This is a genomic window from Stenotrophomonas oahuensis (genome assembly GCF_031834595.1).
GTDB classification, from domain to species: domain Bacteria; phylum Pseudomonadota; class Gammaproteobacteria; order Xanthomonadales; family Xanthomonadaceae; genus Stenotrophomonas; species Stenotrophomonas oahuensis.
Window position 1 is genome coordinate 2,836,045 of record NZ_CP115541.1, and the last position, 26,178, is coordinate 2,862,222.

The 26,178-nt window shown below is 63.2% G+C and carries 23 protein-coding genes and 1 pseudogene; 15 read left to right on the forward strand and 9 right to left on the reverse strand.

Annotation, left to right across the window (positions count from 1 at the left end; translation table 11 throughout):
* Nucleotides 1-174 precede the first annotated feature (174 nt).
* The gene (locus PDM29_RS12675) at nucleotides 175-2,217 is read right to left on the reverse strand and encodes a glycoside hydrolase family 97 protein (protein ID WP_311190474.1); all 2,043 of its coding nucleotides are present in this window, start codon (nucleotides 2,215-2,217) and stop codon (nucleotides 175-177) included.
* A gap of 253 nt (nucleotides 2,218-2,470) precedes the next feature.
* Here PDM29_RS12675 and PDM29_RS12680 point away from each other — a divergent pair, with 253 nt between their 5' ends.
* The 6 genes from PDM29_RS12680 (at nucleotide 2,471) to PDM29_RS12705 (ending at nucleotide 9,908) form a co-directional block, all read left to right on the forward strand.
* Nucleotides 2,471-4,672, forward strand: a complete 2,202-nt coding sequence (locus tag PDM29_RS12680) for an alpha-L-rhamnosidase-related protein (RefSeq protein WP_311190475.1) — start codon at nucleotides 2,471-2,473, stop codon at nucleotides 4,670-4,672.
* A 44-nt stretch (nucleotides 4,673-4,716) separates the two neighbouring features.
* Nucleotides 4,717-6,156 carry an MFS transporter gene (locus PDM29_RS12685; protein WP_311193776.1) on the forward strand — a complete coding sequence of 480 codons (1,440 nt, stop codon included), beginning with the start codon at nucleotides 4,717-4,719 and terminating at the stop codon, nucleotides 6,154-6,156.
* Entirely contained in the window at nucleotides 6,156-7,877 is a 1,722-nt protein-coding gene (locus PDM29_RS12690; RefSeq protein WP_311190476.1) for an alpha-amylase family glycosyl hydrolase, read from the forward strand. The genes PDM29_RS12685 and PDM29_RS12690 overlap by 1 nt, the downstream gene beginning before the upstream one ends.
* A gap of 105 nt (nucleotides 7,878-7,982) precedes the next feature.
* A complete protein-coding gene (locus PDM29_RS12695) occupies nucleotides 7,983-8,378 on the forward strand; it encodes an SseB family protein (protein ID WP_311190477.1) in 396 nt (131 codons plus the stop codon).
* 101 nt (nucleotides 8,379-8,479) lie between these two features.
* Nucleotides 8,480-9,535: a DUF5694 domain-containing protein gene (locus tag PDM29_RS12700; protein WP_425508670.1), complete on the forward strand. Its 1,056-nt coding sequence runs from the start codon at nucleotides 8,480-8,482 to the stop codon at nucleotides 9,533-9,535.
* A gap of 43 nt (nucleotides 9,536-9,578) precedes the next feature.
* Complete coding sequence (locus tag PDM29_RS12705; protein WP_311190478.1) at nucleotides 9,579-9,908, forward strand: hypothetical protein; 330 nt, start codon at nucleotides 9,579-9,581, stop codon at nucleotides 9,906-9,908.
* 136 nt (nucleotides 9,909-10,044) lie between these two features.
* On the opposite strand, the gene PDM29_RS12710 is transcribed toward PDM29_RS12705, so the two are convergent.
* The gene (locus tag PDM29_RS12710) at nucleotides 10,045-11,079 is read right to left on the reverse strand and encodes a LacI family DNA-binding transcriptional regulator (RefSeq protein WP_311193778.1); all 1,035 of its coding nucleotides are present in this window, start codon (nucleotides 11,077-11,079) and stop codon (nucleotides 10,045-10,047) included.
* Between the two features lie 549 nt (nucleotides 11,080-11,628).
* Between PDM29_RS12710 and PDM29_RS12715 the strand changes: the two genes are divergently transcribed.
* The 3 genes and pseudogenes from PDM29_RS12715 to PDM29_RS12725 all read left to right on the forward strand — a co-directional run.
* Nucleotides 11,629-12,069: a SymE family type I addiction module toxin gene (locus PDM29_RS12715; RefSeq protein WP_311190479.1), complete on the forward strand. Its 441-nt coding sequence runs from the start codon at nucleotides 11,629-11,631 to the stop codon at nucleotides 12,067-12,069.
* A gap of 168 nt (nucleotides 12,070-12,237) precedes the next feature.
* The gene (locus tag PDM29_RS12720; RefSeq protein WP_311190480.1) at nucleotides 12,238-12,708 is read left to right on the forward strand and encodes a hypothetical protein; all 471 of its coding nucleotides are present in this window, start codon (nucleotides 12,238-12,240) and stop codon (nucleotides 12,706-12,708) included.
* 3 nt (nucleotides 12,709-12,711) lie between these two features.
* Nucleotides 12,712-13,320: pseudogene (locus PDM29_RS12725) on the forward strand (ATPase); the annotation flags it as partial.
* Nucleotides 13,321-13,469: 149 nt separating this feature from the next.
* Here PDM29_RS12725 and PDM29_RS12730 read toward each other — a convergent pair.
* From PDM29_RS12730 to PDM29_RS12750, 5 genes are all read right to left on the reverse strand, one after another.
* Entirely contained in the window at nucleotides 13,470-14,021 is a 552-nt protein-coding gene (locus PDM29_RS12730; RefSeq protein ID WP_311190481.1) for a 3'-5' exonuclease family protein, read from the reverse strand.
* Between the two features lie 9 nt (nucleotides 14,022-14,030).
* The gene (locus PDM29_RS12735; protein ID WP_311190482.1) at nucleotides 14,031-14,582 is read right to left on the reverse strand and encodes an RNA 2'-phosphotransferase; all 552 of its coding nucleotides are present in this window, start codon (nucleotides 14,580-14,582) and stop codon (nucleotides 14,031-14,033) included.
* A gap of 262 nt (nucleotides 14,583-14,844) precedes the next feature.
* Nucleotides 14,845-15,336 (reverse strand): Fur family transcriptional regulator, encoded by a 492-nt coding sequence (locus tag PDM29_RS12740; protein ID WP_311190483.1) that lies wholly within the window; start codon nucleotides 15,334-15,336, stop codon nucleotides 14,845-14,847.
* 14 nt (nucleotides 15,337-15,350) lie between these two features.
* Complete coding sequence (locus PDM29_RS12745) at nucleotides 15,351-16,106, reverse strand: class I SAM-dependent methyltransferase (protein WP_311190484.1); 756 nt, start codon at nucleotides 16,104-16,106, stop codon at nucleotides 15,351-15,353.
* A 2-nt stretch (nucleotides 16,107-16,108) separates the two neighbouring features.
* Nucleotides 16,109-18,208 (reverse strand): TonB-dependent receptor domain-containing protein, encoded by a 2,100-nt coding sequence (locus tag PDM29_RS12750; protein ID WP_311190485.1) that lies wholly within the window; start codon nucleotides 18,206-18,208, stop codon nucleotides 16,109-16,111.
* Between the two features lie 241 nt (nucleotides 18,209-18,449).
* Here PDM29_RS12750 and PDM29_RS12755 point away from each other — a divergent pair, with 241 nt between their 5' ends.
* Nucleotides 18,450-18,989 carry a single-stranded DNA-binding protein gene (locus PDM29_RS12755; protein WP_311190486.1) on the forward strand — a complete coding sequence of 180 codons (540 nt, stop codon included), beginning with the start codon at nucleotides 18,450-18,452 and terminating at the stop codon, nucleotides 18,987-18,989.
* A 161-nt stretch (nucleotides 18,990-19,150) separates the two neighbouring features.
* Here the strand turns inward: PDM29_RS12755 and PDM29_RS12760 are convergent, their stop codons facing one another.
* Complete coding sequence (locus PDM29_RS12760) at nucleotides 19,151-21,073, reverse strand: AAA family ATPase (RefSeq protein WP_311190487.1); 1,923 nt, start codon at nucleotides 21,071-21,073, stop codon at nucleotides 19,151-19,153.
* The gene (locus tag PDM29_RS12765; RefSeq protein ID WP_311190488.1) at nucleotides 21,048-21,683 is read right to left on the reverse strand and encodes an antitoxin Xre/MbcA/ParS toxin-binding domain-containing protein; all 636 of its coding nucleotides are present in this window, start codon (nucleotides 21,681-21,683) and stop codon (nucleotides 21,048-21,050) included. Before PDM29_RS12765 ends, PDM29_RS12760 begins: the two co-directional genes overlap by 26 nt.
* A gap of 254 nt (nucleotides 21,684-21,937) precedes the next feature.
* On the opposite strand from PDM29_RS12765, the gene PDM29_RS12770 reads away from it, so the two are divergent.
* The 5 genes from PDM29_RS12770 to PDM29_RS12790 all read left to right on the forward strand — a co-directional run bounded on the left by PDM29_RS12770 (nucleotide 21,938) and on the right by PDM29_RS12790 (nucleotide 26,139).
* Nucleotides 21,938-22,567 (forward strand): nucleotidyltransferase domain-containing protein, encoded by a 630-nt coding sequence (locus tag PDM29_RS12770; RefSeq protein WP_311190489.1) that lies wholly within the window; start codon nucleotides 21,938-21,940, stop codon nucleotides 22,565-22,567.
* Nucleotides 22,568-22,593: 26 nt separating this feature from the next.
* Entirely contained in the window at nucleotides 22,594-22,749 is a 156-nt protein-coding gene (locus tag PDM29_RS12775) for a hypothetical protein (RefSeq protein WP_311190490.1), read from the forward strand.
* 266 nt (nucleotides 22,750-23,015) lie between these two features.
* Nucleotides 23,016-23,849, forward strand: coding sequence for a hydroxypyruvate isomerase family protein (locus tag PDM29_RS12780; protein ID WP_425508755.1), 834 nt, complete (start codon nucleotides 23,016-23,018; stop codon nucleotides 23,847-23,849).
* A 29-nt stretch (nucleotides 23,850-23,878) separates the two neighbouring features.
* The gene (locus tag PDM29_RS12785) at nucleotides 23,879-25,567 is read left to right on the forward strand and encodes a GMC oxidoreductase (RefSeq protein WP_311190492.1); all 1,689 of its coding nucleotides are present in this window, start codon (nucleotides 23,879-23,881) and stop codon (nucleotides 25,565-25,567) included.
* Nucleotides 25,567-26,139 carry a gluconate 2-dehydrogenase subunit 3 family protein gene (locus PDM29_RS12790; RefSeq protein ID WP_311190493.1) on the forward strand — a complete coding sequence of 191 codons (573 nt, stop codon included), beginning with the start codon at nucleotides 25,567-25,569 and terminating at the stop codon, nucleotides 26,137-26,139. The genes PDM29_RS12785 and PDM29_RS12790 overlap by 1 nt, the downstream gene beginning before the upstream one ends.
* Nucleotides 26,140-26,178: the final 39 nt, after the last annotated feature.

Sequence of the window (26,178 nt, forward strand, 5' to 3'; positions counted from 1 at the left end):
TTGACTGCGCCGCTATGGTAGGCAGCGCGCCTTTGAAGCGAATCACCCTGCATACGTATTCAATGCGTATGCGGGCTTTGTAAGCGGTTACATCAGGGTGGTTCCGCACGACCAACGGTCGTGCACTACCGGAATGTCGACCCGGTAGGCAACGACCGTTGGTCGTTGCGCCGTTCACATGGGCGTGAACCGGATCGCCTGGCCACCGCCCGGTGCCAGCACGATGTTCATCGCATCGGCACTGGTCACCTCACGCACTTCACGCTTGAACGCGAACGGGTTGCTGCGGAAATCGGCCCCGTCGCCGTCGCGGTAGATCTCGGCGCGGTAACGCACGCCTGGCTCGAGGAAACCCAGCGACACCGGCAACACCCGGCCGGATTCATCGGTGATGCTGCCCAGGAACCAGTCGCGGCTGTTGCGGTCCTTGCGCACGATGGTCACGTAGTCGCCCACTTCGCCATCCAGCACCCGGGTGTCGTCCCAGTCCACTGCCACGTCTTCGATGAAGCGGAACGCCTCGCGGTGCTGTTCATAGTGTTCAGGAAGGTCGGCGGCCATCTGGATCGGGCTGTACAGCACCACATACAGCGCCAGCTGGCGGGCCAGCGTGCTCGGAATGGCCTGGCCGTGGCGACCCTTCAGGCTGAGAATGCCCGGGGTGTAGTCCATCGGCCCGGACAGCATCCGGGTGAATACCAGGTTGACCTCGTGTTCCGGCGGGTTCGGCGGCTGGCCCCAGGCGTTGTACTCCATCCCGCGCGCGCCTTCACGGGTAATCCAGTTCGGATAGGTGCGGCGCAGTCCGGTGTCCTTGATAGGCTCGTGCGGGTTGACCGCGATATGGCGCTTGGCCGCTTCCTGCACCACCTTCAGGTGATGGCGGGCCATGAACTGACCGTCATGCCACTCGCGCCACAGCGGACCGCCAGCGGGATTGCGCCGGTCCACCTGGCCGTCGTCGCACACGTAGCCGCTCTTGAAAGAGTCCACGCCCAGCCGGGCGTACAGGTCCAGCGCCGCGCCGAGCTGGTCTTCGTAATGCTCGATCGCGCAGCCGGTTTCATGGTGGCCGATCAGGTGCACGCCTTTCTTCGCGCCATAGGCCGACAGCGCTTCAATATCGAAGTCCGCGGTGGGGCGGGTGAAATCGAAGTCGTAGCCGTTGCCGACCCACATGCCGTCCCAGCCGGGATTCCAGCCTTCCACCAGCACCCCACGGAAGCCGTGTTTCGCAGCGAAATCAATCACCTTCCTGGTTTTCGCTGTCGTGGCCGCATGCTTCGGCCCGGTCGCCCAGCTTTCCTCGTCCAGGTGCATCGACCACCACACGCCCAGGTACTTGGACGGTTTCACCCAGCTCACATCACCCAGCACGTTGGGGTCGTTGAGGTTGAGGATCAGGCTCGATTCCACCAGCCCGCCGGCGGTGTCGCTGATCTGCAGGGTGCGCCACGGCGTGTTGAAGGGCAGGGCGCGGCGCACCTTCCAGCCTTCAGCAGACGGCGAGAGCTGCGCGCGCAGGCGCTGGCCATCCGTGCGGCGCAGCCACATGCCGGCGTAGTCCACCAGCGCGGCTTCGTGGATCGACACATGCAGGCCCTCGCTGCTGCGCAGGGTCATCGGCGTATGTGCCAGCGGCAGCTGGTCCAGCGGGGTGCGCTGGTAGAGGTATTCGTAGTGGATCGGTTCGCCGGCCGGAATCCACCACGCGGTGGAGACCGGGGTGATGGCGAACTCGGTCAGCTCGTCATCGATGATCGCCTCACGCAGGTTCGGCTGTTCCGGGAAGTGGTAGCGGAAACCCAGGCCGTCGTCGTAGACCCGGAACACCACGTCCAGCCGCCGTTTCGCGGCGGTGGTCTCGCCCAGCTGCACGGTGAATTCGTTGTAGTGGTTGCGGGTGACGCGGCGCTCGCCCCAGGGCTGTTCCCAGGTCTCATCCACGCTGCGGCGGGTTTGACCGAGCACGGCCAGGTCGCGGTCGAGGCGGCCGTCGCGCAGCTGGAAGCCCAGCTTCGAGTTGCCCACCACCTCCTGGCCGAAGCGCTCCACCCGGTAGCTGGGCATGCCACCATCCAGCTGCAGCGAGACCTTCAGCACCTTGTCAGGCGAGGTGGCGCTGGCCACGGTGACTGGTTCGGCGTGGGCCAAGGCGGCAAAAAGCAGCAGCGATGCGCCGGCAATGACGCGTGAGAACAGCACAAACTGTGGCATTTCCCCTCCCAGGGCCGCCTGAAATCCGCTTTGGACTATAGCCACGCGGGCCCGGCGCTCCGGGCGCAACGCCATGAATACGTATGCAAATGCGGCGGCATGACCGCCTGCAGGTGCGACGACCAACGGTCGTCGCCTACCATGCAGGCAGGCACCCTGGGAGGGGGCCGCGATGGCCGCCACCCGCGGCTGACCTACAACGCGCGCAATGAGGGAGGGAGGCCGACGGGCGCAAGCCGGTCCGCCGCTTTCGATGCTGAAGATGATCTGCCTGACCGCTGCCCTTGGGGCAGCGCTGACGTCCACCGCCGCAGCGGAAGACCTCACCTTCGATGGCCGCACCGCGCGTGCCGCCACCGCTGCCGATGGCAGCTTCACTCTCAGTGCCGACGGCAAGCCTGTGGCCATCGCCGCCCAGCCGATGCGCAGCCAGACCGGCAGCGTGATGTTCGACGCGCTGTTTGCGCTGGCCCAGCAGGAGATGGACGCCGACCGCGTCGATGCGATCCGCGACCCGTCCTTCAATTTCGGCAAGCCGGTGCCCTGCGACTGCTTCCAGACCGGCGAGCGCTGGCCATATGTGTGGACCCGCGACGTGAGCTTTGCGGCCGACCTGGCGCTGGCCCGGCTGGACCCGCAGCGCACCCGCCAGTCACTGCAGTTCAAGCTGTCCAAGGCCCGCGACGGCCGTACCCCCGGCCTGTTCGTGGCCCAGGACACCGGCTCCGGCGGCAGCTGGCCGATCAGCAGCGACCGCGTGGTGTGGTTCCTGGCCGCCCGCCACCTGCTCGACGACACCGGCTTTGCCGACCAGACCTGGCAGGCGCTGCAGGGCACGCTGGCGCAGGACCGTGCGATGGTCTTCGATGAACGCATCGGCCTGTACAAGGGCGAGACCTCGTTCCTGGACTGGCGCGAGCAGACCTATCCGGACTGGACCCGCAAGGACGTGCGCTTCATCGGCGAAAGCTATTCGTTGTCCACCAACGTGCTGCATTACCAGGCGCTGCGCCTGGCCGAACAGCTGGCCCGCCAGCATGGCGATGCGCGCGCCGAGGACTACGCAAAGTGGGCCACGGCACTGGCCGCGCAGATCGACGCCCGTTTCTGGCGCGAAGATGCCGGCCAGTACATGAGCTACATCGGCGAAGCCGCACACCCGGTGGACTATGCCAAGTACGACCTGCTGGCGATCTCGCTGGGTGTGCTGGCCGACGTGTTTCCGCAGGAGCGTGCACGCCGCGCCATGGCCAACTACCCGGCAGTGGAAGGCGGCAGCCCGGTGGTGTGGCCGCAGGAAGCACAGCAACCGATCTACCACAACCGCGCGGTGTGGCCGTTCGTCAGCGCGTATTCGCTGCGTGCGGCCCGGCATGTCGACGACGTGGCGCGCATCCAGCGCGAGATTGAATCGCTGATGCGCGGCAGCGCGCTGGCCGGTTCCAACATGGAAAACTTCGAGATGCGTCGCCTTGCCGTGCATGTCGACGAGGGCGCGCTCAGCGGCCCGGTGGTGAATTCGCCGCGCCAGCTGTGGTCGGTGGCCGGCTATCTGTCGATGGTGCTGGAAGGCGTGTTCGGCGTGGAAGCCGACGGCAAGGTCGCGCCCAAGCTGCCGGTGGCGCTGGTGCCGCAGCTGTTCGGCAAGGAAAAGAGTATTGAACTGAACGACGGGCGCACCCGCTACGTGCTCAAGCGCCCGCGCAAGCTGGACGGCGCGCTGCTGGTGGCCGACAAGACTACCCGCAAGGGCAACGTGGTCACCGTGCAGTTGAAGGCCGTGCCCGGCCCGGCACCGGTCACCGCGCCGGCGCTGCTGGCCGATGCGCCGACCGATGGCTTCGCACCGGCCACGCCGGCAGCACCGAAGGCAGAGAAGCGTGGCAAGGGCTGGAGCGTCACCGTCCCCGCCGGCCACGTGCTCTGGCTGGACGGCAAGGCCACCACCGCCAAGGGCGCGTTGACCGTACGCGAAGACGGCCTGCAGCACTGCCTCAGCCTTACCCAGCGTGGCCCGCAGCTGGAATCGCTGCACAGCCCGATGACCTGCTTGGGCCCGCAGCAGCGCCTGGCCGGGGCCAGCAAGTGGAGCTGGAACGCGGCCGCGGCCACCCGCGTGCGCGTACGCCTGCGCTATGACAATCCCAACGGCCCGATCAACACCGGCGTCACCGCCGCCGTGAAGCAGCTCGTGGTGAGCTGCGCCGGCAAGCCGGTGCAGCGTGCCAGCGTGGTGATGCCGCACAGCGTTGGCCAGCAGGATTCCACCGCCGCCGAGTTCGACGTGCCCAAGGGCAATTGCCGCTTCAGCCTGGAACAGGGCTTCAACATGAGCGCGCTGGAACATTTCGCCCAGTACAACGGCGGCAAGGGTGGGCGTGATGGCGTTCTCAACAGCGCCAAGGTCAGCGCGCTGCTGCTGTCGCCGGTGCCGGCGGTGGAGGCTGCAAAGTGACGCGGCCGTCCAAGCCGACGCTGTCGTTCTGGCAGATCTGGAACATGTGTTTTGGCTTCATGGGCATCCAGTTCGGGTTTGCCCTGCAGAACGCCAACGCCAGCCGCATCTTCGAAACCCTCGGCGCACCGATGGACGCCGTGCCCGGGCTGTGGATTGCCGCGCCGCTGACCGGCCTGCTGGTGCAGCCGGTGATCGGCTATCTCTCCGACCGCACCTGGACCCGCTGGGGCCGCCGTCGCCCGTACTTCATGTTCGGCGCGGTGTTCACCACTCTGGCGCTGCTGGTGATGCCGAATTCGCCGACGCTGTGGATCGCGGCCGGCACGCTGTGGGTGCTGGATGCCAGCATCAACGTGTCGATGGAGCCGTTCCGCGCTTTTGTCGGTGACAAGCTGGCCCCGCGCCAGCGTCCCACCGGCTACGCGATGCAGAGCTTCTTCATCGGCGTTGGCGCGATTGTCGCCAGCTTCCTGCCCTTCATCCTGGCCCACTTCGGCGTGGCCAACACCGCCGCCCCCGGCGAAGTGCCGCCGACCGTGCGCTATGCGTTCTACTTCGGCGCGGCGGTGCTGCTGTCGGCGATTGCCTGGACCGTGTTCAGCACCCGCGAGTACTCGCCGGCCGAACTGGCCGCGTTTGATGACGCCGAGCCGCCGGTTGCGCAGCAGAGCGCGCCCGTTTCAGGGCCGCCGCCGCTGCAGAGTGTGGTGGGGTGGATCACCGTGGGCGTCCTGCTCGCGGCCGCCATCGCCTGGCAGAACGGCGACAAAATGCTGTACGTGCTGGCGGGCCTGTGTGCCGCCTACGGCGTGCTGCTCGGCGTTGCGCGCGTGGTGCCCGGCCCGCACATGCTGGACACCATCGTGGACGACCTGCGCACGATGCCTTCGACCATGCGTCGGCTGGCGTGGGTGCAGTTCTTCTCGTGGTTCGCCTTGTTTGCGATGTGGATCTACACCACCGCTGCGGTGGCCGGCACCCACTTCGGTTCCACCGATCCCGCCTCGGCCGCCTACAACGAAGGTGCGAACTGGGTGGGTGTGCTGTTCGGTGCCTACAACGGTTTCGCCGCGCTGGCCGCGCTGCTGATTCCGCTGATGGTGCGCGCGCTGGGCCTGCGCTGGAGCCACCTGGTCAACCTGTGGCTGGGTGGCCTCGGCCTGATCTCGCTGATGTTCATCAAGGATCCCACCTGGCTGCTGCTGTCCATGGTCGGCGTCGGCTTTGCCTGGGCCTCGATCCTGTCGCTGCCATACGCACTGCTGTCTGACAGTGTGCCGGCCGCGAAGATGGGCATCTACATGGGCCTGTTCAATTTCTTCATCGTCATTCCGCAGCTGGTTGCCGCCAGCGCGCTGGGCTTCGCGCTGCGCGCGTGGCTGGGCGGCAACCCCATGCACGTGCTGGTGCTGGGCGGAGTGAGTCTGTTCGTTGCCGGGCTGTGCGTGCTGCGCGTGCCGGCCCATCAGGAGGGTGCGTGATGCGTTCGTTTGCCAAGCTGTCGCTGGGTGTTTCGCTGGCTTTGATTGCCGCTTCTGCGCAGGCCGCGTCGCGCCCGGACTATGTGGGCACGCTGGAGCCGTTTGCCAGCGATGCGGTGTACTTCGTGGTCACCGACCGCTTCGTCAATGGCGATCCGAGCAACGACCACCGCGACCAGGGCGGCAAGCACCGCACCTTCGACATTCCGGTGCCGTGCCCAGACAAGGTGGACGGCAACATCGGCTACCTCGGCGGTGACTTCAAGGGCGTGCTCAACAACGCCGACTACATCCGCAAGCTCGGCTTTGGTGCGGTGTGGATCACGCCCATCATCGACAACCCGGATGAAGCCTTCACCGGCAGCAAGCCGATCAGCTGCACCAGCACCCTGACCGATCGCGGCAAGACCGGGTACCACGGCTACTGGGGCGTGAACTTCTACAAGCTGGACGAGCACCTGCCGAGCAAGGATCTCGACTTTGCCGGCCTGACCCGTGGCCTGCACGATGCGAACCTGAAAGTCGTGTTGGATATCGTCGGCAACCACGGTTCGCCGGCCTGGAGCATGCCGGTGAAGCAGCCGCAGTTCGGGCAGATTTTCGACAAGGACGGCAAGCTGATTGCCGACCACCAGAATCTGCCGCCGCAGCAGCTGGACCCGAAGCACAACCCGCTGCATGCGTTCTACAACAACATCGGTCCGGTGGACGCCGACAAGGGCTCCATCTTCGACGGCAACCTGGCCGAGCTGGGCGATTTCAACCAGAACAATCCGGCGGTGATGGATTATCTGGTCGGTGCCTACCTGCAGTGGACCGCACAGGGCGTGGACGCGCTGCGCATCGACACCATCGGCTGGCTGCCGCATCCGTGGTGGAACGAGTTCGTGAAGCGCATTCGCGCCGAGCATCCGGGCATGTTCATGTTCGGCGAGGCGTTCGACTACAACGCCGCCACCATCGCCGAGCACACCTGGCCGAGCAACGCCAACGTGAGCGTGCTCGACTTCCCGCTGCGTGGCGCGCTGTCCAGCGTGTTCGGCAAGGAGCAGAAGGGCTTTGAAACCCTGGCCGAGCCGCTGCACCTGCTCGGCGGCCCGTACGCCAATCCGTATGAGCTGATGAGCTTCTACGACAACCACGACATGGCCCGCCTGGACGCCAGCGATGCCGGCTTCATCGACGCGCACAACTGGCTGTTCACCGCGCGCGGCATTCCGGTGCTGTACTACGGTTCGGAAACCGGCTTCATGCGCAGCCGCGCCGAACACGCCGGCAACCGCGCCTACTTCGGCCAGGAGCGGGTGGATGCCGCGCCGCAGAGCCCGATCTTCGGGCCGCTGCAGCGAATTTCCCTGCTACGGCAGAACACCCCGGCGCTGCAGCGCGGCCTGCAGGTCACCGAGCGCCTGCAGGGTGACCAGGCCGTGTTCTACCGCGTGCTGCAGCACGGCGACACCGCGCAGACCGCGCTGGTGTTGCTGAACAAGGGCGACGCCGCCAGCAGCTTCGAGGTGACCCGTTACCTGCAGCCCGGCACCTGGCGCGACGCGCTGGGCAGCGGCAGCGTCAAGGTGACCAGCGGCCTGAAGGCCGACGTGCCCGCCCACGGCGTGAAGGTGTACCTGCTGGACGCCCCGGTGAAGCAGAAAGCCCTGCAGGCCGAGCTGGACAAGGGCATGGCCGACCAGAAGGCGCGCACCGAGCGACTGGCGCGGTAATCCAACACCGCCTGGGCCGGGCGATACCGGGTCCGCCCACGGTTGGCCGGCCTCTCACCCGGCCACCGTTACAATGGCCATTCCCGCTTACGCCAGGACTGGCCCATGACCGATCTGCCGCCGCAGAACCCGCTTGAAACCCTGCTCAAATCCGCCATGGACGGGCAGACCTCGATCGGTGGCTTCATGAAGGCGTTCGTGGCGTCGGAGGTCATTCTGCTCAACGGCAGCCTGGTGACCCCCGATGGCAGCGGTTTCGACCCCCTGCTGTTCGACGACGGCGGAGTAAAGCGGGTGGCAGTGTTCACCGACCTGTGCCGTCTGGGTGGCTATAGCCAGACCGCACCGCACGTCGGGCAGATGCGGATGATCGAGGTGCTCGGTCGCATTCCGGGGGGATTCGGTGTGGTTGTAAACCCGGCCACACCGCTGCAGCTGACCATTTCGCCCGACGGCGTCGGCCACCTGCTGGAAGATTTCGCCGACCCGAACCGTCCGTAGGGTTTAGATACCCCACGACAGGCACCGTGACCAACGCCACACGCCCAGGCGTTCCCGGTGACACCACACTGCATGCCTCCACGGAAAGAAGAGGGCAGGGCATGCAGGTACGCAACGCTTGGCTGACCATGGCGATGGTCGTCGCACTTCCGGCGGTTGCCGCCACTCCGGTCGACCTGACCACCCTCGACCGCGAGATGACCGGCCCGCGCACCCAGGTGCTGGTACTCGGCAGCGTCCACCTCAGCGAGATAAAGGGCGGCATCCAGCCCGGCGCGCTGGAACCGCTGCTCGCCCGCCTGGCCGCCTACAAGCCCGACATCATCACCATCGAGAACATCGACGGCGAACAGTGCGATCTGGCCGCCCGTCACCCCACCGTGTATGGCGACGACTACTGCGCCGACACCGACGACGCCCGCACCGCCACCGGCCTGCAGATACCCGCCGCGCTTGAACGGGTCAACGCCACATTGGCGGACTGGCCGGCCAAACCCACCCCGGCCCAGCGCCGCCAGCTGGCCGCCTGGTTCCTGGCTGCCAATGACCGCCCCTCGGCCTACGTGCAGTGGCTGCAACTGCCCGTCAGCGAGCGCCTGCCCGGCGACGGCCTGACCCCGGCATTGGTGACGATGCTGGAAGGTATCGCGACCCGCCAGAGCGAGAGCTACCAGATCGCCTCGCAGCTGGCCGCTCGCCTGGGCCATCCCCGCGTCTATCCCGTGGACGACCACACCGGTGACAACCTCACGCTGCCCGACCGCAAAGCCTTCGCACGCGAGATGGAAGCGGCGTGGAAGACCGGCAGTGCCGAGCTCGACAAGCACATCGCCGAGGAAGACGAGATGGCCAAGGGCAAGGACCTGTTGCCCCTGTACCGCTACCTCAATGATCCGGAGCGCCTGAACACCCTGGCCAAGGTCAATGTCTCCGCCGCGTTGAAGGCGCATTCGCCCCTACAGTCACCGCAGAAGTGGGTGAACGGCTGGGAGATCCGCAACCTGCGCATGGTGGCCAACGTGGCCCAGACCTTCCGCGAGCGCCCCGGTGTGCGCGTGTTATCCGTAGTGGGGGCCTCGCACAAGCCCTGGTTCGACCAGTGGCTGGGCCGTCTGGCCGGCGTGGATATCGTGGATGTGGAGCCGGTGCTGCGTTAATGTGATGGCCTGTGGCGGTGCCACATGGACATCAGGGGGATGGGTGGAAGAGCATTCTGAAGTTCGCGAGAGTCCGAAAGCACTCGCGCAGCGGCATCTGACGGCCGCGATGGTGTGTGGACTGGGTTCATTCTGCGTGTTCCTCGGCGCGTCGCTGGCGCTTGCGGAGCAGGGGTACGAGAACGATTGGCTGGTCGTTGCCATGTGGGTGATCAATCTCAACACCGCGCGTCACCTGGGCCTTGCCGCCCGCGCCATGGGCCGCAATGGATGGCTTTGGGGCGGCTTTGCCGCCATCTGGACGGCAACGGCGCTGCCCGTTTACCTCGTCCTCAACCTGCAGCACTTACTAGGCCGCTACCCTCGGGCGTAGAGCCACGCCCTGCGTGGCTTCGCCGTGCCAATCGTAGTTGTAGAGCCACTCCATGCGTGGCTGCGCGGTGCCAAACGTAGTCGAAGCCACGCAGGGCGTGGCTCTACGTGCGTCAGAGCGGTCGATTGTCGGTGTGTCACCGCCCCGCCAACGACGACTCCCGCACCACCAGCTTCACCGGAATGGTCTGGCCTTCCACCTTCTCACCCTGGATCAATGCCAGCAGCTTCTCCACCAGCAGCTGCCCAGCCTGCTTGGTATCCTGCTGGACAGTAGAAAGCGTCGGCGACACCGAAGCGGCCAGCGGAATGTCATCAAACCCCACCAGGGCCACATCCTGCGGCACCCGCAGCCCGGCCTCGCGCAACGCCCGCATCGCGCCAATCGCAATCAGATCGCTGGCACCAAACAGCGCGTCGAACTTCTCCCCGCTGGCCAACAACGCCAAGCAGGCTTCGTAGCCCGACTGTTCGGTAGTAATCGCATCACGCTGCAGCGCAGGCACAGCAGCCACACCACGCGCCGTCATCGCCGCCACGTACCCACGATGGCGCTCCTCAAACTCCGGGTAATGGCTGGACGCATGCCCGATGAATGCAATCCGCCGGCAGCCCTGGTCCAGCAGGTGCGCGGTGATGTCATGGCCGCCCTGGAAGTTGTCGCAGCCGATCGACACCCCCGGCTGGTCCGGCAGGGCCGCGCCCCAGCGCACGAAATGGGTGCCTTGCTCCACCAGCCGCTGCAGGCGCTCGCGCGACTCGTGGTAATCGCCGTACCCCAGCAGGATGATGCCGTCGGCCTTGTTGCTGTCCTCGTAGTCCGCCTGCCAGTCGGTGGACAACTGCTGGAACGAAACCAGCAGGTCGTTGCCGCGCAGCGCGCAGGCCCGGGTGATCGAGCCCAGCATGGCGTGGAAGAACGGGTTGATGAGCGAATCGTCGTTGGTGGGGTCTTCGAAGAACAGCAGCGCCAGCGTGCCGGCATTGCGCAGGCGCAGGCTGGAGGCGTTCTTGTCCACCTTGTAGTTCAGCTCGCGGGCGATGCGCAGAATGCGCTCCCGGGTCTCCGGGTTCACCATCGGACTGCCGCGCAGCGCACGCGACACGGTCGGCTGCGACACCCCGGCCAGATGGGCGATATCCAGTGAAGTGGCTTTGCCGCGGATGGTCATGGCGGGCAGGGCAGGAATGACGGAGTAAATGATGCCATGGGTCGGGGTGGGGCGTCTGAATTCATTGTGGGGCGGCGCATACGGCGGATGACGGACATCCGCGTAGAGACGCGCCATGCGCGTCTGCTCTTCGTTCCGGGGTCATGAACGCCTGACGCGTGGCTTCGGCTGGGGCTAAACGCCGGGGGCAGGCCCGGGATCGGTATTGATGTGTCTTCGGGTGCTTGTGCCGCGCTTTGCGCGGTTGACACGCATGGCGTGTCACTACGAATTGCTACGTGCACAGGACGACCACGCCGTTCGCCGGGCTTGGGCCCGGCAGGGCCCCATCACGCGTTCCGCGCCATTCACGACGCACGCGCCGAACGGGCCGCGAAAAAAATCCGCACGCTACATCGTCAATAATCCGGCGCGAAACGTACGCAATCGGCACGGAAGACGGAAAAAATATGGCATCCGCGTCATCCGATCGCACGCATCCGTTGCAGTCGACCTATCCTTGCTCGCGGGCCGTTTCCAATCGCTCGCTGTATTGCGCATGGTGAAGCCGTGGAGTCTGAAACCTCCGTTGAAATTGACATCGCTTTTGCTTCCTTCGTCGGGAGTGTGACGGAATGCAACACCCTCGCGGAAATACGTCACACCGTGCTTTGTCATTTTCAACGGGTTTCAGCCTCCCGACCCCTCGCCATCCTGGCGAGGGGTGAGATCCTGAGGAGCAATTCCGTGTCCGAAGAAAAGCGGCCCAAGCGCCCCCTGCATGTCCAGCGGCCCAAGAACATCCGCGTCGAAGCACTCACCCCGCGCGATGGCGATGAACCCGATGGCATCCGCATCCCCTGCATCAAGCTCCGCGGCATGTGGCTGCATGTCGCCGGCTTCCGCATCGGCGACGTGCTGATCCCGCATCCGATCCCCGGTGGCATCGGCCTCACCGTGCGCCCGGCACCGGAAGTGGTCACCCGCCAGACAGTGAACCGTTCCCCCTGACGCACACGTCTGCGCCTCGCCGAGTGCACGCGGCGAGGATGCAGATCGATTTGCAACAAATCGGATGTTTCTTACAGAAAAGATGGTTCAAAAGTGATTACTGCGGCGGTGTGCCGCATTGATCATGGAATTGAATCCCGAATCCCATCTCTCTACTACAGGTGTACGATGAACCAAATCATTGAACGGGGGCTCCCCGCTATGAAGCCGATCAATCCTGCTGGGCGAAATGCCAAATCCGCGGTGTCCCCGTCTCTGAAGAAGGCGAGGAGCGGGCGAACGCATCCGAACGTGCAAGAGGTCAAGATCGGGATATCCGACCTGACCGTAATGACGGCGGACAAGTTCGAGCAACACAGCTGGTCGGCCGTCCTCGATAAGGTGGGCAAGCTGCCAGCGGTCGTCATTCAGGGGGATCAGCGAAACGAAGCCGTCATCCTCTCGGTGGCCATGTATGAACTTCTCCTTCAGCACATTGGCGATATCGCGCCCCAAGAAGTTGCGAATGCGATTGCCTTGGCGAGGGTGCAGAAGGAGTGTGATGAGCGCCTTGCTGTGCTGAATGAAGGGGAGTCACTTGCCGAAGTGATAAAGAACGCCCCGCATCAGGGGAAAGTCAAGCTCGGCCCGGCGTTCTGAACGATGCCGACAATAACTGTATTGGCCGGAGTGAACGGAGCCGGAAAGAGTTCACTGGTAGGCGGCATCCTCCATGAGCATGGGAAAGACTGGTTCAATCCTGACGCGTACGCATTGCGGCTCGTGCAGCTTGGGCACGAGCAGGACGCGGCCAACTCCAGTGCATGGGCAATGGGGAAGGCGCGCCTCGTGCATGCCATAGACACGGCGAGGGATCACGCCTTTGAGACGACACTCGGCGGAACAACTCTCACCGCGCTGCTACGGAAGGCAATGCGTAGTCATGATGTGACCATCTGGTTCTGTGGACTGGAGAGTGCCGAGCTGCATATCGAGCGGGTGGCGCAGAGGGTGGCTGCGGGAGGGCATCACGTAGGGTCCGATCTGATACGCCTTCGATATGATCGATCCAGGGAGAACCTGATCTCTTTGATGGACGGATTGGCCGCGCTGCGTGTCTACGATAATTCCGCCTGCACAGAGGACGGTGCCCGTAGTTTGAAGTTGGTGCTGAACCTGTACGAGGGCATCATTGCATTCCCTGCGTCGTCCGAAGACTTGCACGGCACCCCGGCGTGGGCGATGCCCATCGTCCAGCATGCGTTGCAGTTGTATCCGCCGGTATGGCTGGAATTATCGATGCTGAGCCTCTTATGGAGGTGCTTCGCACCGAAAGGTCAGACCGAGAACTTTGATTCAAACAGAACGCCTCCGAAAGGAGGCGTTCTGCTTTCTGGGGCGCAGCCACGCAGGGCGTGGCTCTACCGTTCTTTCAGCATGTTGCAGAAGAGTGCGCCTTGTTCGATTGCGTCATCGAGGGCGACATGGGTGTGCGGCAGCTTGTCGAACCAGCGCTTGGGCATGTTGCGCTTGGTCGCCGCCCGGTAGTCGGACTTCATCAGCGCCATCGCGAAGGTCTTGATGTCCAGCGCGGAGTGCGAGAACGGGCTTTCTCCGACAAAGCGCATCAGGTACCAGTACACGAACAGGAAGTCGTATCCGGCCGGGTAGCCGACGAAGACGGGCTTGCCCGGTAGTGTCCTGATCCATGCCACGTACCGCTGCATGGCGGCTTCCGGTGCCTCGCAGTCGGTGCGGCACGCCGCCCACGCCTTCGGCTGGGTAGCCCACCACTTCATGGTGTCTGGATGGCCGTTGGCATCGGGCAGCGTTTCCAGATTCGCGGAGAAGGTGCCGATCAATGTTTTGTCAGCGCGATAGGCCGCCGACGCGAAGCTGAGCATTGAATGCGGGCCGGGGATGGGGCCGTCGGCCTCGACGTCGGTACTGAGGTAGATCTCTTCCTGAGCCATCTGGGTTCCTCAGTTGGTCACCGGTGCCAGAAACTCGGCAGGCACCCGCTCAACCAGCCACACCCCGTTGTCCGCCTGGAAGAACACCACGCCTTGCTGATGCAGGCGCGCTGCGTCCACCTGCAGAATCACCGGTGTGCCATAACGCTTGCCCACTTCTGTCGCGGTTCCCACGTTTTCAGACAGATGTACATGATGCCGCTGCCCGGGGCGCAGGCCCTCTGCCAGAATCGACTCCAGGAACCGCGTGGCGGTGCCGTGATACAGCACGTCCGGCGGGGTTTTGGCGACATGCTGGATGTCCACCGCAGCGGTGGTGTGGCCCTGCGCGGCACGAATGCGCCGCCCGTCCGCCGAAACCGTGAACCTTTTTTTCTCGCTCGTGTCGACCACGTGCTGGATGAGGTCGCGGTCCAGCGCCGTCCCGGCCTTGCCTGCCGCGTTGATCAAGATATCGATGTCCACCCAGCCTTCGCTGTCCAGCTCCAGCCCGATGGACTGCGGTTCATGGCGAAGGATGTAGCTGAGGTACTTGCTGGTCTCTGTCAGTTGTTTGGTCATGCCGCGCATTCTAGCCAGTAGCGTTGGCGCAGCAGTGTCATGGTGTAACTGTATAACATGTGCGGACATCGCTGTTTCCACACCCAATTCGCCCATGGCCTTGATGACGCCCTTGTTCTCTGCGAACTGAAGAGCGCTTGGTTCCTGCTGCTCGCCACCGCAGGACGATGACGTAGAGCCGGGCTTGCCCGGCTGCTTTTGGCGAGGTATGGCCGCAAGGGTGGGTTGAGTCCCCGCGAAGAGCAGCCGGGCAAGCCCGGCTCTACGTGGGCATCCGGCACTGTGCACAACGGCCGGAAATCTCCACGCTGTTTGATGCAGGTACAAAACCGGTAATACGCGCCTGGTCGATCCAGTTCGCCCCAGTCTCGGCCCCATGCACGACCTGCACGCTGCAACACTCCTCGCACACCAGATACGTGCACCGCGCCGGCGATCCCGGCGGCACATACAGGTGCGCGTTGATCGAGTTCAACCGGACCGCCCACCCCTGGCCCAACAGGAAATCCAGCGCCCGATACACGCTGGTGGGGGCCGCGTGGGGCTGGGTGCGACGCACCTCCTCCAGCACCGCGTACGCCTTCATCGGCGAGCCGGCATCTACCAGTACCTGCAGCACGCGCTGGCGCATGGCAGTAAACACGAACCCGCGCTGTTCGCACAACGTGCGGATGGTCTGCAGACCATCGCCCGCCACGGTTTCAGCGTGAACACGTGGACGTGCAGGGGGCGACGGCGGCGGCGTACTGTGCATGCGCGATGGTCCCCTCAGGCCGGCTCGGCAACCACGATGTAGTCATTGCCATGCGCCAGGCCCCCGAGCTGATGGCTGGCCGCCAATGCCCGCGCTTCCAGCTCGGCCACATGCTGCAGCAGCGACACCGCCAGCCGACGGTCCTGCAGCTTGTTCGCCGCCTGCGTGCACATCGCCAGCTGGCTCTGGATGAAGCGCGCGCCGTAGGTGATGGGCAGCACATGCGCATCCACCACCCGGAAGCTGGCCGCTTCCAGATGCCGCAGCGTCCAGTCCAGCGGATACTCGCGATACGGGCTGTCGCCGGCCATCAGCAGGCAGGCATCACGCAGGCGGCCGATCTCGTTGATCAACCGGCCGGCATCGGTATCCGGCAGGCCATGCACATACGGCTGCAGGCCAATCAGATACAACCGGCTGCGCACCAGCGGGCGCAGGCGTGGGAAGAGCTTGTCCTGCCAATAGGGCGCAAAGCCTTCAATCGCGCCCAGCAGGTAGTCCGCCAGCACCACGTCAAACTGCTCGTCCTGCAGCAGTGCAGGTTCCATCCAGTTGCCGGTGAGCAGGCGATCCTGCTCACGCATCGGCTGCTGCAGGGCGGCGTGGGATTTCTCGCGCATCCGCTCCGAACCGGTCACCGCCGTCCAGCCTTCACTGCCCAGCGATTCCAGCCAACGGATGGACGCTGGCCCGGTGCCGGCGTCCAGAACCTGCCCCCACGGCCGATGGCCGTGGAGGCGGGCAACGCGCTCATAGAGCGAAGTGGTCATGCTCAGAAGCGGTAGCTGAAGCCCAGGCTGACATTGCGGCCAGGCTGGGGAACGGTGCTGGCCAGGAACGAGGCATGATTCCAGACCTGTTCGTTGGCCAGGTTGGTGCCGCGCAGGAACACCTGGGCATTGGTGTTGGGCACGGTGTAGGCGACGGTCAGGTTGACCATGTCGTACGACGGCGACTCCACTTCGTAATCGGCAATGTCACGCTGGCGGTTCACCCGGTACAGCTCCAGCTCGGTGTCGAACGCGCCCAGTGCCCAGTTCACGCGGCCACCGAAGCGGGCAGCCGGAATGCGCGGCACGTTGCCACCGCCATCGGCAAAGCGGGCCCGGGTACGGTCGCCGAACAGGGTGGCCGACACCGCATCGGTGAACTGGTAGCCCAGCTCGGCTTCCACGCCACGGAACTCCACATCGGCCTGGGTGTACTTGATCAGGCGGAAGGCTTCGTACTGGTCCAGCGTGCGTGCGTAGATGTAGTTGTCCACGTTGTTGGCGAACACGCCCAGGCTGTAGGTCAGCGGGCCTTCGCTCTTGCGCAGGGTCAGCTCGGCGTTCTTCGAGGTTTCCTTGTCGTAGCCGGCGTCATTGGCGGTGCCGCCGCAGGTCAGTGCGCTGGGCAGCATGCCGCATTCGTAGGTGTTGGTCGCCATGTGAATGCCTCGCGCATACAGCTCCTGCGCGTGCGGCAGACGCTGCGAGCGCGACAGCGAGAAGGTCAGCGAGGTGTCCGGAGTGAACGACAAGATCGCCGCGCCCGAGAACGAGCTGGCGGTGTCGTCGAAGGCCGGGCGGTTGCGGACATCGCTGCGCGGCTGGTGCTTCAGCCATTCATGGCGCGCGCCCAGTTCGAAGTGCCACTGGTCGTTCACTTCCACGTGCTCGACCAGGAACACGCCAGTGGAGCGGGTGTCCACGGTGGGCAGAAAGGCTTCCACGCCGGTGGCGCTGAACTCGGTGTCCGAATGCTGGATGCCGAACACGCCGCTGAAGGCCCCCAGCGGCACGTGCTCCAGTTCCACGCGGCTGTCGTAGCCCTTGTTGGCGAAAGTGGTGGTGACCTCTTCGCCGTCGATTTCGTCGTGGCTGTAGTCGGTGTAGTTGGCACGGAAGCGGACGCGGCTGATGCCGGCGAACGGGTCGCGGTACTCGCCGCGCAGGTCGTAGCGCTTGCTGGTCAGGTTGATCGCGGCCACATGCTCATGGTCGTGTTCGTGATCATGGTCGTGATCCTCGCCGGCCCCGTGCTCGTGCGAGCCGCAGTGCAGAGCGCTGCCGTGCGGGTGGCAGCCCTCGTACTCGTGGTTGTGGCCGGGCAGGCCGTAGTCGTCCTCACGGTACGAGTAGGCCACGCCTACGTAGCCGTTGTCGGTGACCCAGCTGGCCCCGACACTGCCGTTCTTGGAGCGGCTGAAGGTCGCATCCACGCGCGATTCGTCCAGATCCGGCGCGCGGTAGTTGTCGGCGTCCTTGTAGGAGCCCTCGGCATGCAGCACCAGATGCTGGCCGACCTGGCCGCTGATCGAGGCTGCGCCCACGCGTTCATCGGCGACGGTGTTGCCGCGGATCAGCAGGCGACCTTCCAGGCCGTTCTCGGGCAAGCGCTCGGGAATCTTGTTGTCCAGCACGTTGACCACGCCGCCAATGGCACCGCCGCCGTACAGCAGCGTGGCCGGGCCGCGCAGCACTTCAATGCGCTCGCCCAGCAACGGGTCGACGGTGACCGCGTGGTCGGGCGAGATGTCCGACGCGTCCAGCACGGCGGAGCTGTCGGACAGCACCTTCACGCGCGGCGCGGCCTGACCGCGGATCACCGGGCGACCGGCACCGGCTCCGAATGAGTCGACGCGCACGCCGGGCAGGCCATCCAGCACCTCGCCCAGGTTGCCGCCGCCCTGCTGGATGCGTTCGGCGCTGATCACGCTGATCGGCGAGGCGACCTTGCTGGCGTCTTCGGCCATGCCGGTGACGTGGATGGTGTCCAGGGTGGATGCGCTGGGCGGGGCGGCCTCGGCGTGGGCCGTGGTGGCGGCCATGCCGGAGGCGAGCAGGCCCAGGGCAATGGCAGAGGAGAGGGTGGAGCGGGATCGAGACATGAGTCTTCCGTGGCGGGGTGAATTACGATGTTATAACATAACAGTCGTCCGGCGTGCCAGCCCGTGGTGACTGCCTGACCCGAGGAAGCGGACAGTTCCGACCCGGGCCACGGGGGCGGAGCTGTTAAGATGTGGCGTTCTGTAACCCACCCAGATTCAATGAGCGGCAGGCGGGATCACGGCTCCTTCCGGACTGTGTAATCTCTCAGACCTGCCCTCGAACAACGGAAGAGCACACCCTATGGCGCGCGGCATCAATAAAGTCATCCTGGTCGGCAACCTCGGCAACGACCCGGACGTGAAGTACACCCAGGGCGGCATGGCCATCACCCGTATCAGCCTGGCCACCACCAGTGTCCGCAAGGACAAGGATGGCAACCAGCAGGAACGCACCGAGTGGCACCGCGTGGTGTTCTTCGGCAAGCTCGGCGAAATCGCCGGCGAATACCTGCGCAAGGGCAGCTCGGTCTACGTCGAAGGCAGCCTGCGCTACGACAAGTACACCGGCCAGGACGGCGTGGAGAAGTACTCCACCGACATCATTGCCGACGAAATGCAGATGCTGGGCGGCCGCGGTGAAGGCGGCGGCGGTGGTGGTGGCAACTACGGCGGCGACCGTCCGCAGCGCCAGCAGGCTCCGCGCCAGGAGTACGGCGGCGGTGGCGGCGGCAACCAGCGTGGCGGCGGCGGTGGCTACGGCCAGCAGCAGCGCCCGCAGCAGCAGCCGCAGCAGTCGGCACCGCCGATGGATGATTTTGCGGACGACGATATCCCGTTCTGATCGCCGGTACGGAAGTCTTCTTCTGACGAAGCCCCGGAATGCCCTGTGCATTCCGGGGCTTTGTCTTTATTGCCTACCAATCAGTGATTGAGTTGCATGACCGATGCTCTTTACGGTCAGTAGCTTGGGAGCGCCTATTCATTGCGTGGGTGGCGCGAACGTCATGCAACTGATGGTCCTTTCAGGATGGCATCCGATATCTGGCGCAGTTCCTCGATTGCGGGCGGAGGCATCTTTTTCTCGAAATCCTCTTCGGCCAGGAACCTGATGAGCTTTTCCAGGTCCTTCCCCGCATGACCAATTGGCAGGTAACGTTCAAGCGCGCCTAGTTTAAGAATGTGAACCCTTTCTTTGCGTTTCTCCTTCAGGAAGCTATCAAGGATCTCACCCTGCTTTTCGTCAAGACATGAGGGCAGCTTTCGGCGTCGTGACTTGATGTAAGTCCAAACCTCCTCCGCTTGCGTCCACGATCCACCCGCAATTGCTGTATCGATCGCTTGGACTAATGCGTCCCCATCCAGGCTCTTGATGTTGTCTACCACATCCTTCTTGATTTCTCCGGTATCTAGATCGAAAAGCGCCTTCACGCCTGGAGTTCCCACCTGCTCAATGTAGTCACGATCTGCGATTATTGAAAATGGTATTCCGGCAGCATCTAGTACCTTCTTGTAGGCTGGAAACACCCCCTTTCCGCCAACGCTGACGACCTCCACGATTTTCGATGTCGAATCTTTGCGTCCGTGTAAATCGAGCCATGCTTCGAAAAATATTCTGTCAGAAATTCCTTCGACAAGAACTACTTCATCAGCGAAGAAAAGTCGCTCGTTGTTTTGACTGTTTATTATATTTAGTAAGTGCTTCGCATCGGGGAGTGCAGAGGCATCAAGCTTGATGATATTGCTTTTCTGCTCTTGAGAGAACACCCTTGAGACGTAGTGAATTGACTCTGGTGAGATGAATGTGGGTGAGTGTGTGGCCAATAGAAATCTATTTCCAGTATCCCTTGCTAGATCGCGGAAAAGCTGTAGGAGCATTCTTTGCCATTTTGGATGCAGGTGGAGCTCTGGCTCGTCGACGAGTATTAGTGCGTCACGAACTTTAAGAGCATAAATGGCAAATAGGTATGTGAGCAATTCGCGCTCGCCAGATGATGCGGCACCTACCAGGAACGAGGATTCTTGCTTCTTTAGGCGAATGTCATACTGATTCTTGAGTGGGACGGTGCATTCGAGTTGCCATTCGTATCCAAGTTGGCGAAGTGCCCTGGTAAGATCTTGCAGTTGCGGATCGTTCATGAAGTCGATGCGTGCAGTGCCAGAATCCTTCTCGAGTAACAGGCGATACTTCTGTGTCAGTTGGCCAATAGCCAAGTTGACGATGTTTGCAGGTTGGCGTGATGTCATGGCGTCGGTATGACGCTTTGACTCGTAAGCGTTATGAGAGGCAAGTTCGACTCCCGATTGAAATCCTTGGGAGGCTCGATTAACTGGAAGATACAGGAGTGGCAAGGTTAGCTCGCCCAGTCCATACTCTTGCCTAAGTAATGCGTCAATCTCAAACTTCTGTAGATACTCCATGAAATGCCTTGCTGGCATGTCATTCGTGTGTACATTTCCATTTAGTATCTTAAAGGTCAGCACTTGGCCTGGCTGAATGTTCTCAATTTCCCAGTTTTGGCTGATCTCCAGATTTGCGTTATCGTACTTTTCCGATGCAAGTTCCATGAGGTTTGGGGCGTCGCGCCTAATTGCCTCCATGTTTGTGATGTCTTTCTCTGTCACCTCAAGATCAATGATCACTACTTGGTCTTGACCTGTTGCCGATGTGTGTGGGTCAAGACTCATGTGATTGAGCGCATCATTGTGCTGGAACTGGTGTCGATTGGGTTTGTCTGTGTGTGGGGCGTGCACTGCATACATTGAGGCAAACAAGTAGCGCCGAAGTGTCACGAACAGCGTATCCAGTAGGTTCGTCTTTCCGCCGCCATTTGGTCCGATGACAATGCTCAATGGGCCATCAAGTCGAAGTTCCGCTGGTTCAAGGAAGCTCCGTACGTTCTCAATCCGTATTCTTGATACGAGCATTACAATCGTCCTTTGTACGAATGGGTGTTTGGTAATATAGTTCTTCGATCACTGCTTCCTGAAGCTCTTTGCCTCGTGTCCGCTTCCGTGTAGATGGACTGGCAATTGGGGGAGCCATAGAGCGGCGGTGCTGTGTGCGGAGGCAGGGGATACCGTCACCGTCCTCGCCGAACTCGATCTGTGCGGCACGCAGCACTGCGCCAGGATCCGTGGCGAGCACGTCGGCCGGCCGCTCTCCGTTGAGCAGAGCGTGGCGGCTGCGGAACCACTCCACCTCTGCCCATCCGCTGGAGCGGCACTGTGAGGCTATCTTGAAGGGGCCTTTCTCGCGAAGCACTGCCAGAATTTCCGGTATGAGACGAACCGGAAGTCCACCCTCGTCGAACTGCCAAGTCGGATATCTATAACTGGGTGACGGGAGGGGCAGGTAGACGCCAAGCAGCTTGCCGTCACGGCGCAGACGGGTGGCGAGATGACTGGCGTTCTCTGTCGTAGAGCCAAGCCTTATGCTGACTTCTGCCGCGGTCGGCCATGTCGAGGCGAGTTCGGCGCGTCGGCGGGCGGGTGATTCATCAACCCGCACATCAGCAATGGTTGTGCCTGACGTCATCAGCACGGGTTGCGGCGTGGATAGTGCGGCACGGAACGCATCTTGGGAGCGTCAGTCAGTTCCAAGTGGGGCAAGGCCATGGCGTCTCCTTCGTGAGGGTAGGTCTAGGTCGAGGATCTGGCAGAACGCCATCTGGTCACCATGGTTCAGACGCGACGAGCAGTCAATGTGGTGCCTCGTCCCATTAGGGTGTGGACATTGGGACGGATGCCCTGTTCGAATATCGTTGCCTGAACAGCAACGAATGTCGCCAAATGAGCAACAATTCACACCTGATGGATATTCTCTTTCCGACTGGTCGCCAGCGGGTACTCGCCGTGCTGCTGCTCCAGCCGGAACAAAGCTTCCACCTTCGCGAGCTGGCTCGAATTACCGGCAGTCACGCCGGAACGCTCGCGCGCGAGTTGGACAGGCTCGCTAGCTCCGGACTCCTGCAACGCAGCGAGGTTGGCAATCAGGTGCACTATCGCGCCAATCGCGACTACTTCCTGTTTGATGAGCTGGCTGCGATCTTCCGTAAGACCCATGGAGTTGTCCCCGCACTGCGTGACGCGCTTGCCCCGTTCAGTGCTGTTATTTCCGTGGCTTGGATCTTCGGTTCGGTGGCACGTGGCGCAGAAGTGTCCGCCAGCGACATTGATCTGCTGGTGGTCGGAGACGTGGGATTCGCTGATCTGGTGCGGGCTGTCCGTCCGGTCCAGGAACTTCTGCAACGGGAGGTCAATCCAGTCTTGTACGCTCGAGAAGAATTCTTGCGAAGGCTGCACGCGGGCGACACGTTTGCACGCGAGTTGCTCTCCAAGCCCAAGCTTCTCGTCGTAGGGGACATGGATGACGTTGGAAAACTTGCTGGCAATCCGCCAACTCCTGGAACACCAGGCTGACGCCAGCGCTACGTTCAGGGGGTAACGTGCCTATTAGGACCGTCGATGATTACAACGAGGCCATGCGGCGGCTGTCGGTCTGGTTCGATGATCCGCCGGAGCATGGAAGCGATGAGGGCAACGCGTTTGAGACGTTGCTGATGCGGGTCGCGGTGTACGAAAGCGAGCATTTTTTGATCTGAGGAGGCTGGCCGTCGCAGCCACGCAGGGCGTGGCTCTACGAGGGGGATGCATCCCGAGCATCCCGAGAGGGCTGTACGGTGCCCCCCAGCACGCATTTTTGTGCGCTGCGTCTTTCATTGGATCGATTTAGTGCCGTATGGTGCAATCGATTGCATTGCAGTGAATCGTTGCGTTTGATACCGGTTGGGAGGCCGGTGGGCGAATGTCCATTGATTCGAGCGGGCCAACGGCGACACCCGGGTTCACGCGGCGCGACGCGCTGCGCATGGCGGTCGCCGGAGGTATAGGCCTTGGCGCAGCCAAAGTGCTGCCCGCGTCTGCGGCCGATGCGCCGCTGAGGGCCAATCTGAAACATTCGGTCGCGCGCTGGACCTTCCCGAAGCTCTCCGTCGCCGAGCTCTGCCAGACGGTCAAAGGCATCGGCTTCGCCGCCATCGATCTGGTCGGGCCCGAGGACTGGCCCACCCTGAAAGCGCATGGCGTGGACAGTTCCATGTGCAACGGCGCGGAGCTGGGCCTGACCAAGGGCTTTGCCGGCCGCGAGTTCCACGACCAGCTGGTCGATCGCTACACGCGGCACATCGATATGGTGGCCGACGCCGGCTACCGCAATCTGATCTGCTTCTCGGGCAACCGCAATGGCATGGATTCCCAGCAGGGCCTGGCCAATGCGGAAGCCGGCCTCAAGCGCATCCTCGGCCATGCCGAGAAGCGCGGCGTGGTGCTGGTGATGGAGCTGCTGAACTCCCGGGTCGACCACCCCGAGTACCTGTGCGACCACTCGGCGTGGGGCGTGGAGCTGTGCCAGCGGCTGGGTTCGAACAACTTCGGTCTGCTGTACGACATCTACCACATGCAGATCATGGAGGGCGACATCATCGCCACCATCGGCAGGCACCACACCTTCTTCAAGCACTATCACACGGCGGGCGTGCCGGGCCGACATGAGATCGGCGACCAGCAGGAGCTCAACTATCCCGCCATCTGTCGCGCGATCCGCGACACCGGTTTCGATGGGTATCTGGCGCAGGAGTTCATCCCCACCGCGCCCGATCCCGTCGGTTCGCTGCGCGAGGCAATCCGCCTCTGCGATGTTTGAAATGATATCCACCCAGGTGAAGTAGACCCATGGCAGACAATCATTACGACGCCATCGTTGTTGGCTCGGGAATCAGTGGCGGTTGGGCGGCAAAGGAGCTGACCGAAAAAGGGCTCAAAGTGTTGATGCTTGAACGTGGCCGCAACATCGAGCACGTCAAGGACTACGTCAATGCGATGAAGGAGGCGTGGGATTTCCCACACCGCAATCGTCCCACCCAGGCGATGAAAGCCGACTTTCCGGTACTGATGCGCGACTACGGCCTGGTCGAAAACCTTGAAGGCATGTGGGCCGACGAGAAGGACTCGCCCTACATCGAGACCAAGCGCTTCGACTGGTTCCGCGGCTATCACGTGGGTGGCCGCTCGTTGTTGTGGGGCCGGCAGAGCTACCGCTTCTCCGACCTGGATTTCGAGGCGAACAAGAAAGACGGCATCGCCACCGACTGGCCGATCCGCTACGCCGACATCGCGCCCTGGTACGACCACGTGGAGAAGTTCGCCGGCATCGCTGGCACCCGTGAAGGGCTGGACGTGCTGCCCGATGGCGAGTTCCTGCCGCCGATCCCGTTGAACATTGTCGAGAAAGACGTGGCCGCTCGGATCAAGAAAGCCTTCGGCGGCACCCGGCACATGATTCACTCGCGCACCGCCAACATCACCCAGCCGATGCCGGAGCAGGGGCGGGTCAACTGCCAGTACCGCAACAAGTGCATCCTCGGCTGTCCCTTCGGAGCCTACTTCTCGACCCAGGCGGCAACGCTGCCGGCGGCGATGAAGACCGGCAACCTGACCCTGCGGCCTTTCTCCATCGTCAAGGAAGTGCTGTACGACAAGGACCGCAAGCGCGCGCGTGGCGTGGAGGTCATCGACGCCGAAACCGGCCAGACCTACCAGTACACCGCCAAGGTCATCTTCCTCAATGCCTCGTCGTTCAACTCGACCTGGATGCTGATGAACTCGGCCACCGATGTCTGGGAAGGCGGGTTGGGTTCTTCGTCCGGCGAGCTCGGCCACAACGTGATGGACCATCACTTCGGGGCCGGCGCGTCCGGTCGGGTCGAAGGCTACGACGACAAGTACTACTTCGGGCGTCGGCCCTGCGGGTTCTATGTTCCGCGCTTCCGCAATGTCACCGCCGACGACAAGCGTGGCTACCGTCGCGGCTTCGGTTACCAGGGCGGTGCCAGCCGCAACGGCTGGTCGCGCGAGATCGCCGAGATGAACATCGGGGCTGATCTGAAAGAAGCACTGACTGTGCCGGGTGACTGGCGCATCGGCATGACCGGCTTCGGCGAGATGCTGCCGCACCACGACAACACCATCCGTCTGGATAAGGACAAGAAGGACAAGTGGGGCCTGCCGGTGCTGGCGATGGATGTCTCGATGCGCGCCAACGAGCTGGCGATGCGCAAGGACATGGCCGTCGATGCCGCCGAGATGCTGGAGGCCGCTGGCGTAAAGGACGTGCAGATGTTCGACAACGACTACGCGCCGGGTAAAGGCATCCACGAAATGGGAACCGCACGTATGGGCCGTGATCGAAAGAGCTCGGTGCTGAACCAGCACAACCAGGTCTGGGATGCGCCCAATGTCTATGTGACCGACGGGGCCTGCATGACTTCCAGCGCCTGCGTGAACCCTTCACTGACCTACATGGCATTGACCGCCCGCGCCGCCGACCATGCGGTGCGTGAACTGAAAGCGGGGAACCTGTAATGGAACGACGCGAACTTCTGAAGATGATTGTCGCCGCCACCGGCGCGGCCATGATCGGCCTGCCGGCGCTGGCCAGCGGACAGGTACCGGCACCGGGGACGAAGACTGCGTTCTCGGCGGCCGATATCGCCCTGATGGACGAGATCGCTGACACCATTCTGCCGCGGACCAAGACGCCCGGGGCCAAGGACACCGGCATCGGCGCATTCATGGCCACATTCGTTGCCGACTGTTACACCGCCCAGCAGCAGGCGACGTTCCGCGCGGGCTTGGCCGACATCGACAAGCGGGCAGAGGGACGGTTTGTCTCGCTGACCCCGCAGGCCCGCACCGAGCTGCTGCGCGCCGTGGATGCGGACGCGAAGAAGCATGCCGCCAGTGCCGGTCCACGTAATGCAGAATCGGCCGAAGCGAGGGCGCACTACTTCACCATGCTCAAGCAGCTGACCATCTTCGGCTTCTTCACCTCGAAGACCGGCGCGACCGAGGTGTTGCAGTACGTCGCCGTGCCGGGCCGCTACGACGGCGACCTCGCGTATGTGGCCGGCACGCCGGCCTGGGGCACCAGCTGACAGCTCACCACGATTCGACCCTTTACTTGACCAGGAACA

Excerpts from the sequence above, each read along its gene's own strand:
- PDM29_RS12675 (WP_311190474.1), bottom strand. The coding sequence starts at position 2,217 with ATGCCACAGTTTGTGCTGTTCTCACGCGTCATTGCCGGCGCATCGCTG.
- PDM29_RS12680 (WP_311190475.1), top strand. The coding sequence starts at position 2,471 with ATGCTGAAGATGATCTGCCTGACCGCTGCCCTTGGGGCAGCGCTGACG.
- PDM29_RS12685 (WP_311193776.1), top strand. The coding sequence starts at position 4,717 with ATGTGTTTTGGCTTCATGGGCATCCAGTTCGGGTTTGCCCTGCAGAAC.
- PDM29_RS12690 (WP_311190476.1), top strand. The coding sequence starts at position 6,156 with ATGCGTTCGTTTGCCAAGCTGTCGCTGGGTGTTTCGCTGGCTTTGATT.
- PDM29_RS12695 (WP_311190477.1), top strand. The coding sequence starts at position 7,983 with ATGACCGATCTGCCGCCGCAGAACCCGCTTGAAACCCTGCTCAAATCC.
- PDM29_RS12700 (WP_425508670.1), top strand. The coding sequence starts at position 8,480 with ATGCAGGTACGCAACGCTTGGCTGACCATGGCGATGGTCGTCGCACTT.
- PDM29_RS12710 (WP_311193778.1), bottom strand. The coding sequence starts at position 11,079 with ATGACCATCCGCGGCAAAGCCACTTCACTGGATATCGCCCATCTGGCC.
- PDM29_RS12720 (WP_311190480.1), top strand. The coding sequence starts at position 12,238 with ATGAACCAAATCATTGAACGGGGGCTCCCCGCTATGAAGCCGATCAAT.
- PDM29_RS12730 (WP_311190481.1), bottom strand. The coding sequence starts at position 14,021 with ATGGCTCAGGAAGAGATCTACCTCAGTACCGACGTCGAGGCCGACGGC.
- PDM29_RS12735 (WP_311190482.1), bottom strand. The coding sequence starts at position 14,582 with ATGACCAAACAACTGACAGAGACCAGCAAGTACCTCAGCTACATCCTT.
- PDM29_RS12740 (WP_311190483.1), bottom strand. The coding sequence starts at position 15,336 with ATGCACAGTACGCCGCCGCCGTCGCCCCCTGCACGTCCACGTGTTCAC.
- PDM29_RS12745 (WP_311190484.1), bottom strand. The coding sequence starts at position 16,106 with ATGACCACTTCGCTCTATGAGCGCGTTGCCCGCCTCCACGGCCATCGG.
- PDM29_RS12750 (WP_311190485.1), bottom strand. The coding sequence starts at position 18,208 with ATGTCTCGATCCCGCTCCACCCTCTCCTCTGCCATTGCCCTGGGCCTG.
- PDM29_RS12755 (WP_311190486.1), top strand. The coding sequence starts at position 18,450 with ATGGCGCGCGGCATCAATAAAGTCATCCTGGTCGGCAACCTCGGCAAC.
- PDM29_RS12760 (WP_311190487.1), bottom strand. The coding sequence starts at position 21,073 with ATGCTCGTATCAAGAATACGGATTGAGAACGTACGGAGCTTCCTTGAA.
- PDM29_RS12765 (WP_311190488.1), bottom strand. The coding sequence starts at position 21,683 with ATGACGTCAGGCACAACCATTGCTGATGTGCGGGTTGATGAATCACCC.
- PDM29_RS12770 (WP_311190489.1), top strand. The coding sequence starts at position 21,938 with ATGAGCAACAATTCACACCTGATGGATATTCTCTTTCCGACTGGTCGC.
- PDM29_RS12780 (WP_425508755.1), top strand. The coding sequence starts at position 23,016 with ATGGCGGTCGCCGGAGGTATAGGCCTTGGCGCAGCCAAAGTGCTGCCC.
- PDM29_RS12785 (WP_311190492.1), top strand. The coding sequence starts at position 23,879 with ATGGCAGACAATCATTACGACGCCATCGTTGTTGGCTCGGGAATCAGT.
- PDM29_RS12790 (WP_311190493.1), top strand. The coding sequence starts at position 25,567 with ATGGAACGACGCGAACTTCTGAAGATGATTGTCGCCGCCACCGGCGCG.